The 13,868-nt window shown below is 38.3% G+C and carries 11 protein-coding genes; all 11 read right to left on the bottom strand.

All coding sequences use genetic code 11. The annotated features are described in order from the left end of the window. Nucleotides 1-111 precede the first annotated feature (111 nt). The 11 genes from SUN_RS01745 to SUN_RS01695 all read right to left on the bottom strand — a co-directional run bounded on the left by SUN_RS01745 (nucleotide 112) and on the right by SUN_RS01695 (nucleotide 13,740). A complete protein-coding gene (locus SUN_RS01745; RefSeq protein WP_011980027.1) occupies nucleotides 112-1,791 on the bottom strand; it encodes a glycosyltransferase family 39 protein in 1,680 nt (559 codons plus the stop codon). After that, nucleotides 1,788-2,519: an SDR family oxidoreductase gene (locus tag SUN_RS01740; RefSeq protein WP_011980026.1), complete on the bottom strand. Its 732-nt coding sequence runs from the start codon at nucleotides 2,517-2,519 to the stop codon at nucleotides 1,788-1,790. The genes SUN_RS01745 and SUN_RS01740 overlap by 4 nt, the downstream gene beginning before the upstream one ends. Nucleotides 2,520-2,547: 28 nt before the next feature. Then, on the bottom strand, nucleotides 2,548-3,849 hold the full coding sequence (locus SUN_RS01735; protein WP_011980025.1) for an FAD-binding oxidoreductase: 1,302 nt from the start codon (nucleotides 3,847-3,849) through the stop codon (nucleotides 2,548-2,550). Continuing rightward, complete coding sequence (locus SUN_RS01730) at nucleotides 3,846-4,253, bottom strand: GtrA family protein (protein ID WP_011980024.1); 408 nt, start codon at nucleotides 4,251-4,253, stop codon at nucleotides 3,846-3,848. The genes SUN_RS01735 and SUN_RS01730 overlap by 4 nt, the downstream gene beginning before the upstream one ends. Next, complete coding sequence (locus SUN_RS01725; RefSeq protein ID WP_011980023.1) at nucleotides 4,253-5,122, bottom strand: UbiA prenyltransferase family protein; 870 nt, start codon at nucleotides 5,120-5,122, stop codon at nucleotides 4,253-4,255. The genes SUN_RS01730 and SUN_RS01725 overlap by 1 nt, the downstream gene beginning before the upstream one ends. A gap of 154 nt (nucleotides 5,123-5,276) precedes the next feature. Continuing rightward, a complete protein-coding gene (locus tag SUN_RS01720) occupies nucleotides 5,277-6,245 on the bottom strand; it encodes an acyltransferase family protein (protein ID WP_011980022.1) in 969 nt (322 codons plus the stop codon). Next, nucleotides 6,245-9,163 carry a glycosyltransferase gene (locus tag SUN_RS01715; RefSeq protein ID WP_011980021.1) on the bottom strand — a complete coding sequence of 973 codons (2,919 nt, stop codon included), beginning with the start codon at nucleotides 9,161-9,163 and terminating at the stop codon, nucleotides 6,245-6,247. Before SUN_RS01715 ends, SUN_RS01720 begins: the two co-directional genes overlap by 1 nt. Beyond that, a complete protein-coding gene (locus SUN_RS12900) occupies nucleotides 9,160-10,362 on the bottom strand; it encodes a class I SAM-dependent methyltransferase (RefSeq protein WP_011980020.1) in 1,203 nt (400 codons plus the stop codon). Before SUN_RS12900 ends, SUN_RS01715 begins: the two co-directional genes overlap by 4 nt. Beyond that, the gene (locus SUN_RS01705) at nucleotides 10,352-11,578 is read right to left on the bottom strand and encodes an ABC transporter ATP-binding protein (protein WP_011980019.1); all 1,227 of its coding nucleotides are present in this window, start codon (nucleotides 11,576-11,578) and stop codon (nucleotides 10,352-10,354) included. The genes SUN_RS12900 and SUN_RS01705 overlap by 11 nt, the downstream gene beginning before the upstream one ends. Next, nucleotides 11,575-12,369: an ABC transporter permease gene (locus SUN_RS01700; protein ID WP_011980018.1), complete on the bottom strand. Its 795-nt coding sequence runs from the start codon at nucleotides 12,367-12,369 to the stop codon at nucleotides 11,575-11,577. Before SUN_RS01700 ends, SUN_RS01705 begins: the two co-directional genes overlap by 4 nt. Continuing rightward, nucleotides 12,370-13,740 carry a mannose-1-phosphate guanylyltransferase/mannose-6-phosphate isomerase gene (locus SUN_RS01695; protein WP_011980017.1) on the bottom strand — a complete coding sequence of 457 codons (1,371 nt, stop codon included), beginning with the start codon at nucleotides 13,738-13,740 and terminating at the stop codon, nucleotides 12,370-12,372. It lies immediately after the preceding gene. Nucleotides 13,741-13,868: the final 128 nt, after the last annotated feature.

Here is a 13,868-nt window from a genome sequence, read left to right as displayed (position 1 = left end):
CAAAGATACATTGCAGATAGGCGATAAAATTGATATTTATACATATTTTTTTTAACATATATATAATGTATAATAAACCTCTTTGGGAAATTCATTATAGATTCGACTTTATCACTCTATGTCCAGAGATTTCAATGCCATAGCCAAAATTCGCCTGTCTCCATTCTCTGACCTGTGGGGATCGGAATATTCGAACCTTATGGTATTGATATCTTCGGGTTTTAATATATGAGGGTCGAAGTCAATTTTTAAATGGTTTGAATAACCTGCTATGCTACTTTCAGAAACAAGCGTATTGTTCAGATAGATCTTTACCTTCTGTTTACCGAATGCACCTACATTCAACAACAATGTCCCATGGTAGGTTTTGTTTTCCAGTTTTACGGAAAGGGCAGATTTGTCACCCAGGGACCAAATATGGTTTTTTTCAGGAAATGACCAGCCATAGCTGTAAGTTATTTTGGGAGAATCGAACAAAATAATATGTTTCATGTATTCGTTAAATTCTTTCCGTCTTGCTTCATGTCTGTGTTTGCTGTGTAAAAACTGTGGATATTTCCAGTCAAACAGATAATACGGATTTTGGTCAATATTTGGTTCGGTATTCCATTTCTTTGTATAAGGATTATACAGACCTTGATACGTGTTGATATATATCGCCAGCGGTACCGTAACAGCCAGAAAAATCAAATTTAGTTTGTTGTATACGGATGATCTCTTTTTGAAGATTTCGTAAAGCAATATGACAAACAACAGATAAATGGGAATCAAGACATCGATCATGAATCGAGGTCCATAACTCCATCCTGCCCACCAATGCGGAAATTTTGAAATAATAATGAGATGCAGTATGATCCAGGATGCAAATATGATCAACGTTTTATCGTTCTTCAGTACGGTAAATAATGTTTTTGCATTGAGAACAAATATGAATAAAAATGGAGAGAATATTAAAATGCCTCTTGAAGGACTAAGAAGATTGCCATAGAGGGCAGTCCAGAATGTTTGGCTTTCCAGTCGTTTTGGCAAATAGTAATCAGGCAACAGCTGATTGTACTCATGAAGAGAAAACAAAACGAACAAAACCAATAAGGCGGTGACCAGCAATGCTACTTTGACTGCAAGAGCTTTTTGATGGTTGAAAAATAAAAACAGTATGATGGAAATAGTCAATAGAGACATCGTAGGCCTGGTAAGATATGCCATAAATAATGCCAAGCCAAGCCAAGCCCACCACTTCCGGTGTCTGTCTTTTATGAAGCAGAGTCCCAAGTAAACCGAGATTGCTGCATACAATGTAGCAAAGTCCTGAGACCACAGGCCCTGCCCCAGTGTACTGGACAGGGATGTTGCAGACCAGAAAGAAGCGGCTATTATGATGCTGATTTTATCATTGAAGTAAAAAGTGGAAATCTTAAAAAGAAACAAAAATATAAGTACCGCAACAACGGCAATAATTATTTTCTGTACCTGCGTGTCGTCATCTGTTTTATTCATGTCTAAAGAAAATATGTATTTTGCTACCCAGACAAACGGTATGCTTGAGATCGACGAACCTAAAGGAAAATAATAATAGTAATGATCGTTTTTTTTGTATATTTGGTAACCGTATTTTTGTATATTTTCATAATTATCAAGTTTAATGGTTTGATTCTCGATGATACTTTGCGCAGTAAGCAGAGTACCTTTTGGATCACTGTTTACCGAATGATTTCTGGACAATCCCACTATCAGAAAGATAATCAGTGAAGTGAGAATTAAAAAAAATTTTGTACTTGAAGTACTTGTCATATATCCATGCTCCTGAATTTCCATTCCGGGATAGCTCTGATGATCATCATGATATACTTCCAGACCCATTTTGTATAAATCACATTTTTCCCTCTCTGTTGAGCACTAAAAATAGCTTTTGCTACTTCTTCGGGCTGTGCAGTCAGCTTTTCAGGAAGATCCAGGTTTTCCGTCATCTTGGTCGCTACAAACCCAGGTTTGACCGTCAGTACTTGTATCTGCGCATCATAAAGTCTGTTTCTCAGACCGGAAAGATAAGCAGTTAGTGCCGCTTTGGCTGAACCGTAGATATAGTTGCTTTTCCGACCCCTGTCGCCTGCAACAGAAGAGATACCGACCATAAAACCGCTACGTCGTTTCTCGAAGTCGGTGGCAACAATGTTGAACAGACTGACAATACCCGTATAGTTGGTGTCAATGATCCTCTGCGTTTCACTAAAATCATTCTGGGCTTTTTTCTGGTCTCCGAGATACCCAACGGCAGAAATAATACCGAGTGGTTTTTCCTGGAGATTTTCATAAAATGCCTGATGGCTGGTGTAATTCAGTACATCAAATTCTACAAGATCCACTTCTCTTTGCGTTCTCGTAATTATATCTTTTGCGAACTCGGTCAGTTCATCCACATTTCTGGCGGCAAGATAGAGATTGTACCCGTTTTTGGCATACTCTCTGGCAATTGCTCGGGCCATGTCACTTTTTGCGCCTATAATTAATATATAACTCATTTTATAAACCCTTTCACTTATAATGATGTTAAATTTGCACTCTTCTTGATTGCAGGGACTGGAATCTGGCAGTCATCTTATTCTTTTCTCTGTATTGTCTGAATTTCTCTATATGCGGGTATCCCTGCTCGAATGTTTTTTTGTTTACTCTGACATCTTTGGTAAGGTAAATTCTACCCTTGTGTTTCAGTACTATCTCATCGAGTCTATCCAGCAGTGAAAAGAGGCCTTTTTCTATCTTGAAATCAAGAGCAAGGCTGTAACCTTCCATGGGGAAAGAGAGCCAATTCCTGTTGGCCTTGCCGTAGAGTTTCAGTACGGCAAGGAAGGAGCCTTTGCCGGAGTCGGCAATGACGGTCAGGATTTCTTCCAAGCCTTTATAGCTTGTATCTTTAGGTAGAATGAACTGGTACTGTGTGAAACCATTTGTACTGTAGATACGGTTCCAGTGACCGATTGCGTCAAGTGGATAGAAAAAGGTATCGATGTCGACACTTTGTTTTGAAACCCGTTCTTTGACTTTACCGTAGTAAAGCCAGTTAAAAGCTCTAACACTCCACTTATTAAGCGCAAAGCCTGGAAAATTGAAAGGAATTTCTTTTTGCTTTTTTATTTTGTAATCCAGTCTGCCGTCATTCTTAAAATCTCCAACCATCAGCAGGCATTTGCCTATCTTGTCTTTTTTGGCAAGGCAGTCAATCCAGGCAACCGAATACGGCATATGGCTGTAAGCTTCAAAAGCTTCGAAAGTCTCTTTGAGATTTTGGGTTTTGATGGTGGTCTGCTCAATGTATTGCGAGTTTATCTTTTTAAGGTAGATTCTGGCATCGAGAATGACACCGGTCAGTCCCATACCTCCGCAAGTTGCTTTAAAAAGTTCTGGTGTTTTTTCTCTGGAACAGCTAACAACTTCTCCATGTTCAAGCATTATGCTGAAATCTTCAATACATTCAGAGAAACAGCCTTCCCTATGGTGGTTTTTACCATGAACATCAGAGGCAATCGCACCGCCAACAGTGATGAGCTTTGTTCCTGGTGTAACCTTAAGGAACCACCCTCTTGGAACGAAGTGTTCGAGAATATCCGAAAGTAGTACGCCTGCTTCAAGATGGAGCAAACCTTTCTCTTCATCAAAATCTAAAAAGTAATCGTGGGAGTTTAAAGTGATAATATTGGTACTTAATGCACTGTCACCATAACTTCTTCCGTTTCCGTAAGGGATCAGTTCACCATGGTTACTGATGATCCGTTTAAGGGTCTCTTTTTTATCGAACTTGAAGTATTGACATTTTATTTTAGGGTACATGCCCCACGCACTGCAGGTTTTCATGTTGTTGCCTCTTTTTTATGGATAAAAACATATTTTTTGTCAAGAAAGTACTTGATGATATAGCCAAGAGTCAGGCCAATAACGGCACCGGCATATTTGGCGTTAGGATTAGATATAAGATAATAAAAAGCCATTTCCGTTCCCCAGAAGATAATGGTGGTGAATATGCCCATGAATGAGTACAGCAAAAATTTCCTGGCATCATCTTTTTTGTCCTTTGGAGTATGATAAAATATCCATTTTTTGTCCAATATATATTTGGCAAACAAGCCTGCAAGTGTTCCAGCGAACATCGCTACATAAAGTGAGCCGAAACTATCGTAGACACTAAAACTCATCCATTGAAAAAAGAGATTGACCAATGTGGAGATTAGAGCAAAGATGCCATACTTTGCGACCAACATTAGTAAAGGATCCAGGCAAAAGTAATAATCCACCCAAATAATACAAGCTGCATAAAATGGTCTTTGAGCATGATTTTGGTTGGAGAACCGCTATTTTTGTGTATAAAGGCTATCTGAAGATAGCGCATAACACCCAAAATGACAAAAAGGGCAGTAATATAAAGATAGGAACTTTGTGTTCTATACACCACTTCAGGAGATGTGGTGTATATAGTATAGGCAACAATAACCACGGAAGCCATAATCGCCATTGCGGTATCAAGAAACTGGAGATTGTATCCATCGATAACCCTACGCATTTTTTTACCTGTATCGAGATAGATAAGTACATCGTCTCTGCGTTTTGCCAACGCCATGAAAAGAGCCAGAAGAAATGTCATGACAACGATCCACATGGAAAGAGGAACATCCGTAACAGCCGATCCGATAAAAAGACGCAATACAAAACCGATGGCGATGATAGTGACATCCAAAATTGCAATATGTTTAAAGTAGAAACTGTAGGCAATATTCATGACTACGTAGGCAAGGAGTATGCCTGCCGCTTCCCATGACAATGCAGTCATCAACAGAAATCCCAGTGTAGATAATATTCCCATGATTGCAATAGCCTGTGGTTTTGTAATGGCTCCAGATGCCAATGGCCGGTTTTTCTTTTTTGGATGTTGTTTGTCTTCTTGGATATCGTGATAATCATTAAGTGTATAAACGGCACTCGCAGTGAAAGAAAAAGCAATAAAAGCGAAAAAAGCGTTGGATAAGAGAGTAATATCTGTAATTTTCATGGCAAAGAAGAGTGGAAGGAATATAAATAGATTTTTAATATATTGATGAGGACGCATGAGCTTTACAACAGATAGTATATCCATAGAAGAAGCTCCTTCATTTGGCGGGGGAATTACCTAATTTTTTACTCATTAAATTAAATAAATTTAATACCTTATTATACAAAACAATATATATTGTTTTGATGAAAAAAAGAGATGGATGTACAAAAACAGAACTTGAAACAATAACGAAAAATCATTTTTTAATCCTTTTTTTTCTAAAATACTCTTCTATGAAAAAGACGCCAATGAATGAGAAAAAAAGAGAGATGCTTAGTACTTCAAGTATATACACAAAGGTCTGAGATGGCATTATTTTTAGATATTTCAGTATCCAGATAGATAAAAAATGTGTAAGAAACAAAGCGTAGGATAAGGAGCCTAAAAGAGCATTCAGCGGGAAGTTGTTTTTTATCTTTGAAATGGCAAATACAAGGGGTACCCCTACGGTTATGCCTATAAAGGTTTCCCGGCTAAATGCCTGGCCAAATGAACCTACCCATATAGATATAATTACAAATAAAATCGTTACAATCACTGTAGAAATCAGAATATAGCGATCTTCTTTTTCATTTTTATGAATGGAAACGCCAAGTAAAAAGATAAAAAAGACTCCTGCTATCAGTCTGTAGCCGAAATAATCGGGCTGAAGAAAAGAGAAATTGGCCAAAGTATATACGCTGTAAGTAATTATGAACAAAGCAAACTTTACTTGTCTGAATACGAGCGCAAGCGGCAGAAGTATATAGGCCTGAAGTTCCGTTCCCAAAGACCATGCAGGAGGGACAAGGCACCATTTGGGATCCTGAAGGATTGTGCTGTCTATGTACATATAATAGTTCAACGGTATGATTAGCAGATTCTCAACCATACGCAGAGGCTCAAACAGAGGGTTTCCAAAAGAGGTAGCAAGAAGAAAAATAAGTGTAATGGCTACAACATAAAGATAGAGAGGAAAGATTCTCAGTATTCTGTCTTTATAAAAATAAAGAAGTTCTTTCTTTTTGTCTGAAAAGATATCTCTGTAAAGATGAGAGACAACAAAGCCTGCCAGTATATAGAAGATAACTACAGCTGTTACTCCGGGATTCATTCCATATATTTTCACCCCAACATGAGACAGCATAACAAAAAAGGCCAGTGTAAACCTGAGGTATCCGAACATTAGCGGCCATTACTGAGCAGAAGGTCAATGACTCTCTGGGCATTCTCTTCCCAGCTGATATAATTCATCTCTTCAGAAAGGATGTGACCACCGTTACGATAGCTGTTCAGCCATTCAATAATCGCATTTGAGAGCGTTAAAGGTTCATTATCGTTCGGGAAATAGAATGCATGCCGGGAAGCTACTTCTTTGAATACAGGGATGTCTCTAGCAATAATTGGAAGTGTATAATGTGCAGCTTCAATAAGGGGAAGCCCAAAACCTTCATCCTCACTGGCCGCAATGAGGGCATCGGACTGTCGATAAAGTGTTTCCAGGAAAAGATCACTGGCTTTTTCAAACCAAAACAGTTTTTTGCCTAACTGGGGATGGTTTTTGATTTTATTTATGGTTTCAGGGATTGTTCTGCGATCAGAATCGGGAAGGCTTTTCCATCCTTCTGAGCCGATAATGACAAGATGGATATCCTCCTGCTTCTCCCAGAGCAATTCAAATGCAGCAAGAACCTGGAGGTGTCCTTTTCTTGGCTCGATGGTCCCAACCATTAAAAAAGTTGTCTTTGTGCCAATTTGATCAAGGGTCTCTTTAGCATTGTCTGGCAATTCTTCTGTAGGAGCTGATGCAGTGATGTCAGATCCAAGATGTACTGTTTCGATATGAATATTTTTCTCCAATGTTTCAGGAAGATAAGAAGATATCCATGTTTTTAGTTCGTTGGCAACTGTATTTGAAATGCAGACGAGGGTGTCTGAAACAGGTACAATCGCTTCGAGCCATTTGCTGTGGAGGTCCGAAGTTCCCTCAGGAAAAAAATGTGGATAGCGTATAGGTAAAAGGTCGTAGACAGCAAAATTTATGGTAACACCTTTTGCTGCCCAATGAGTAAAAATACCGCTTTCTGCTGCTTTTATGACACCATCTCTATAAAAATCTAGACCATAAAAGATATCACCGTTTTTGACGTCTACTACTTCTTCCCTGATGTGAACAGGAATATTTAATATATTTGCAGTAAAAGCAGGTGCATAACGATAGTGCAAACCGTTCTCTTCCGAAAGATAGACCGGCTCAACCCTGACAGTATCAGGCGTAATAGCTATCAATTCAAGAAGTTGGGCCCGTACTACACGCTCTATGCCGGTTCGTAAATCATTTTGGACAATGGCTGAAACATCGACAAGTAACTGTGTTTGTGTAATTTTTTGAAGGGTTGAATGGGAAATTGAGTCAGATATTTTATTTAATTCTTGAGATACAGCAGTGGAGGTTTGCTCCATCTTAGCCAACTTGCTGATAAGATCATTATAAGTTTTATGTTTAGTATAGTTTTTCTCAATAGTTTTCTGATATTTTTCGGCACATATAAAAGGATTATGATATTCTTGAATATATCTTTTGGCTTTTTGCCCCAGGCCTGTACGAAAGTTTTTATCTTTTTGCAGCTTTTCCAATGCATCCACCAGGTCATCAATAGTTAAATTATCATTAAGCATGAGTACTGCATCTTTGGGAAGTTCCGCCATGGAACCATTGGCATTGATAATAGTTGCCAGGCCGTAATTCATACAGTCAAGTACAGATGCAGAGGATTCTCCTCGTGATGCGGTACGCAACTGTATACCTATATCTGTAGCGCTGAGATAGTGATGAAATGTATTATCATCGACCCATCCAGTAATTATAATCTGTTTTTTGAGGCCTGATGCTTTGATAATTTCTTCAAGTTTTATTGCATATTCACCACTTTTATTTTCTCCGACAAAGACAAGATAGCAGTTTGGAATCCCAGACAGGTATGACTTTAAAAAAGCTTGAATAAGCATGTGATTGAGTTTGGTAGCATTGAGAATACCAAAACTGCAAAGGATAAGTGCGTCTTCAGGCAGTGAAAGAAATGCTCGGGAATTTTTTTTGTCTCTTTCTGTTACCGGTTCTCGCAGAAGCGGTACAGTACTCCACCTGTTAAGCGGATGGGGATTATACCAGTCATTGGCAAGATTTTTTGCATATTCTGAATGAACCACAATACCTGTTGCATATTGTAGTATCTCATAGTTGCAGGGGTATCGGTATTTGAGTTCTTCTATTTTGTCATCGTCAAAGCGCATCTGAAGTGCGTGATATCCATGAGATTTGAAGAGTTGTTCTGTCCAGACGGTTTTACCGTTAGCAAACTCTTCATAGGAGAGTAATCCACTAAGGAAGAAGTCGTGCAAAACTACTATACCCGGATAGTCTTTTAAAAGTGGCCACATATAACTATGATAAGAACTGTTTCCAAAATGATAGAGAATTCTGTCAAAATTCTCGTATTGTTCCTTAAAAGCATCGACAGATAGAATTTTATAGGGTCCCTTTTTATTTGCAAGTTGTGTTGTTATTGGATCTATAACCAGAGTAATGTCGTAGTATTTGCTGATATGCGGGAGAAGTTCTTTGCTGTAATGTGCAATACCACTTTTTACTGGTGGTATAGGAGAGAAATAGGCCAGTGACGGTTTTGGTTGAACCTTATGGTCTGAAGGCACCTTTCTCATTTTTGCTCTGCTTACGGAAACTTGGCAGCCGGAGGATGTACCCCCTATATGGGAATGATCCATATGAAGTATAATTTCAGGATGTAGCTGTGAAAGGAAATATTCTTCAATGAGATGATTGACTTCTTTTTCAAAGGGGTTTATGCTGTTTTGAAAAGGAAGATGAAAAACAAGGATGCGATCTTGTGGAAGTAAACCTCTTAGATTATGACGTATGGTAATAATGCTTTGCGGAAATGCGGCATTGCAGATAATCCATAAATCATATTTTCTATAAAGTTTATCAATATAAGCAGTAAAGGAATTAAGATTTTTTGTTTGTTCATTTTCCTGAAATGACATAAGTAGAGTTTCAGTAAGATGAAGTATGAGACGTTTCATTTTTCTTCCTTATGCTTTTTTATTGATTTTTTAAGATCTGAAGATATGGTTTGAGTATCGGGAATAAACAATTTAGGAGATTCAATACATATCTTCTTGTGGTTTGCCTGATTATGGAAAAGTTGTTTGATCTTCTTTCTGAGACCTGGTATTTTAAATAAAATATTTTTCATATTTAACGCAAGTCTGGGATGTTTTTGAATTTGGTATCTGATAGTTTCAAGTAATGAAAAAAGTGCTTTTTGGGGTATGCTATCTGATGAAAAAGTTACCCAGTGCTTTGCACTTGTTTTAAACTCTCTCGCAATTTTTACTGTACTACGTAAGGGCTTTGTGATCTTCCAGGAGCGACTATTGAGAAGCATGTGAAAATTGGCTTCTGCCTGTGTTGCTTTGGCTTCTGCCTGTGTTGCTTTGGCTTCTGCCTGTGTTGCTTTGGCCTCCATGTATTGAAAACGATTTTCAAATCTTTCCGTCAGCAGATTTAAAGAAATTCCAAAATCTTTTGAAAAAAGTTCATCGAATTGTTTCAGTGTCTCCACCGCAGCATTTTTTTGTGCAATAATTGCATAGTCGGGGCTTGCCCCGTCTAAAACCTGCCATAAGTTAATATTTTGTTGGTTTATAAGATCTCTGGACTCCTGCAGCCTCACTATTTTTGTACGCGTATAACCGTAAAACTCCGGTAAAAATGACAAGAGTTGGGAAGGAATAGGTTTTATATGTGTTGGATCTAGATAAAAGGTTTCCGTCGCTACTCTAATGTTTTCGGGATTAGGTGTTTCCAGGATTAACAGACCGCCTGGTTTCAGGACACGGTGTGCTTCATTCACAAGGTCATGAAGCTGGTCGAAAGAAATATGCTCAACCACATGAAATGCATTGATTGCAAGTAGGCTTTCATCAGCCTGTTCTTTGAGATAGGCAATTCCATCACCTTGTCGAACCTTAAGGCCTATCTCATGACAGGCATTAAGCATTCCCTGATCAAAATCAATACCTTCAGCCTCTATGGCATGTTCTTTCAATAACTCAAGCCACTCTCCTCTACCGCATCCAATATCAAGTACTCTGGTATCGGGATATAGTGCTTTTAAAGGAAAAAGAAAAGGAAGGTATATTTTTAGACGCTCTTTGATCATACCTCTTGATCCTCTGTATTTGTCTTCAAATGCTCTGTAAAAATTTTCAGTTAACATAATGTACCTCTATTTTTGGTTCAATCCACGAGAGACCGACAAATTCTTTTTTGTCGATATTGATCACATTGAAGAGTAATGCCTGATCTTTCCATTCGTAATTTGTTTCAAGATGTGTGTCTTGTGCATGTGCGGCAAGTGAAATTGCATATGATCCCACACCTACATTCATTGGAAATGCAAAATTGAATTCTATCTTTTCCCCTTGAGGGACATTGTTTAGAGTATGCTCAAGATGATGGGTATTTATCCCAAATACTTCTTGGCCTAACCTATCCTTAATCAAATAGCCCAGGACAAGCTGCGGGATATCTTTATGTACAGATATATCCACTTTAAGTGTCACATCCTCGCCTACGTTGATATACTCAACGGGTTCGTTGTGTGCATTGCAGAGTTGTGCATTTTCAATACTGACTTCACCTGTTCCCGATATTGTTTCCGTCTTTCCATCCTCTCTAACCACTTGTTTGATCGTGCTGTTTTCTTTTTGCGCAATAAGCGCATTGTAGAAATCCATAATTGCTTCAGGGTCTCCATCTTTGATGACTACACCTTTTTCAAGCAAGATAGCCCTGTTACAAATGGCCTGAATCGCTCCTTTGTCATGAGAGACTATCAGCAATGTTGTACCCTGTTTTTGAAATTCACGGATACGCTCAAAACTTTTATGCTGGAAATAGGTATCACCTACCGATAGTGCTTCGTCTACTATGAGGATTTCCGGTCTGTACATGGTTGCTACCCCGAAAGCAACACGCATCTGCATGCCGCTGGAGTATGTTCTAACCGGTTGATCAAAATATTCACCGATCTCAGTAAAACTTTCAATATCTGCGATTACTTTATCTATTTGTTCTACACTGTATCCCATGAGGCCGGCTGAATGGTAGACATTTTGCCGCCCTGTCAGGTCGGAATTAAACCCCATACCCAATTCAAGAATGGCGGAAATCCTGCCATTGACCTCAACAGTTCCTCCGGAGGGTTTGAGTGTGCCTGTAATGATCTTAAGAAGTGTACTTTTCCCGGCACCGTTTTGTCCTACTATTCCGACAGATTCACCCGGTGCAATTGTGAAATCTATTTTCTTGAGAATGTGATGCACTTCGATTGGTTTAAAATTAAATCCAAACCATGAGGCTATACGATACCATTCACTTTTATATTCTTTAAAAAATTTACTGATATTGCTTACTTTTAATACTAGTTTCATAGCACGTCCGTCATTTCTTCTCGTGCCTTATAGAATACCACCATCGCAAGCAGCATACTGATAAGCGCAAAAAGGGTAGGATAAACCAATAGTGAGAGGTCAGGTGCTTTATCGTAAAGCAGGATACTTTGAAATCCAGTAACAATGCCTGTCATGGGATTAATAAGAAAAAGTACATGATATTTTTCGGGCACAATGGAGATCATGTAGACGACGGGCGTCAGCCAAAACCAGAATTGCATGATGATCTCCATCATTTGGGCTATGTCCCTTATGAAAACATTGAGGGTTCCCAGAAACAGCCCTATACCTGTTGCCAATGCAAGAGTGATAAGTGTCAAGAGTGGAAGCCAATACAAGGCATGATAGGGAAGGTGTCCCAAAAAGCCAAAAACAATAAACATCATGACTGTAAAAATAAAAAAGTTTATAAGAGAGATACCTAAGGTAATAAGAGGTAGTGCCAGCTTAGGAAAAGACATTTTTTTGAGAAGATTTCCATTACTGATAAAAACATTTAATGAGCGATTCAGGATCTCTGAAAAGAGTGTCCATGCAAGCATTCCTGAAAGTATGTAAATGGGATATGCGTATTGTGTTTCTACTCCTGGAAATTTTGCTTTCATAATTTGTGAAAGTATGAGTGCATATATCAGGACTTGTGCCAAAGGATGCAGAACCATCCAGAAGCCGCCGAATTTACTACGGGCAAATCGGGATCGAAACTCAGTCTGTATGGAAGAGACAATAAAGAATCGGTATGCCCAAACGGCAAGAAACATCTGTTTCATTTAAGACCTTTGAAAATCATCTTGAATACGCACAATATCATCTTCACCAAGGTAACTTCCTACCTGCACTTCTATGAGAATGACATCTATTTTCCCCGGATTTTCAAGACGATGCATTTCTCCCATTGGAATATAGGTTGATTCATTTGGTTTTAAAAGATACTCCTTCTCACCCATTGTAATAAGGGCCGTTCCGGAAACAACGATCCAATGTTCGCTTCTATGAAAATGCTTTTGAAGTGAGAGACGTTTGCCTGGATGAACAACGATACGTTTTATTTTATATTTCTCATTCGTCTCCAGAATAGTATAAGTACCCCATGGCCTATGGGCGGTAAGATGGATATGATGCAGTTCCGACTCACCTTTTCGCAACAGTTTCACAACTTCTTTGACTTTTTGGGATACTCCTTTTTTGGAAATAAGCAGAGCATCCGCTGTATCGACTACTATCAGGTCTTCTATATCAACCAACGCAATAGCTCTCTCTTTTGTGTAAACAAAGTTGTTTCTTGCATCGATACTATAGAGATGTTCACTTTGCGTATTACCATTCTGATCTTTTGGCATTTCTTCAGCCAAAGCATCAAAACTGCCAAGATCTGACCATCCGATATCAGAAGCAACCATTTTGACTTTTTGGCTTTTCTCCATTACAGCATAATCAATACTGTCTTCCGGAATATTTTGCATATCATCATAAGCAATACGGATCATATCATTTATTTTGGCATGCTTATATGCTATTTCTGACGATTGGTAAATCTCTGGTGAATATTTTTGCAATTCTTCAAGAAACAACCCTGCTTTAAAACAGAACATACCACTATTCCAATAGAAATTGCCAGCATTGATGTATTTTTTGGCTGTTTGTATATCCGGTTTTTCATGAAATGCTTTTACTTCTTCCCCCACTGATTCAATATAGCCATAACCTGTTTCTGCATATTCAGGTTTAATACCAAACGTAACAAGATTATCCTGTTCTGCAAGTTCTTTTGCCCTGTGTAATACTTGAATATAGTTTTCCTCATCTTTTATGAGATGATCGGAAGGAGAAACAAGGATGATTTCATCAGGATCAAGCGCAAAACATGCAAGTGCAATAGCCGGTGCAGTATTACGGCCTACTGGCTCCAACAAAAACTTGCTTTGTGTAACCTCAAGTTCGTCAAGTTGATCTACTGCCAGAAAATACTGTTCGGCATTGGAAACAATAAACTGTTGATTGCATGCTGTACTGTTTCGTTTAACTGTAAGCTGAAAAAGTGATTCATCATTAAAAAGTTTCACAAACTGTTTAGGCATCAATGTTCGACTGATAGGCCATAATCTTGTCCCGTTTCCACCACATAAAATAATATTGGTCATCTAAGTATCTTTTCTTGTATAAATTAATACTTCTATTATATCCAAATAATCGTTAAGTTTTTGAAACAGTTACAGTTTTATATGTTATAGTTTTATATAGATATTTTTCCTATTTTTGGAAATAAAGA

The sequence above is a fragment of the Sulfurovum sp. NBC37-1 genome (genome assembly GCF_000010345.1).
Classification (GTDB): domain Bacteria; phylum Campylobacterota; class Campylobacteria; order Campylobacterales; family Sulfurovaceae; genus Sulfurovum.
Note: the sequence above shows the minus strand (reverse complement) of the source record. Positions and strands in the feature narration are given on the sequence as shown.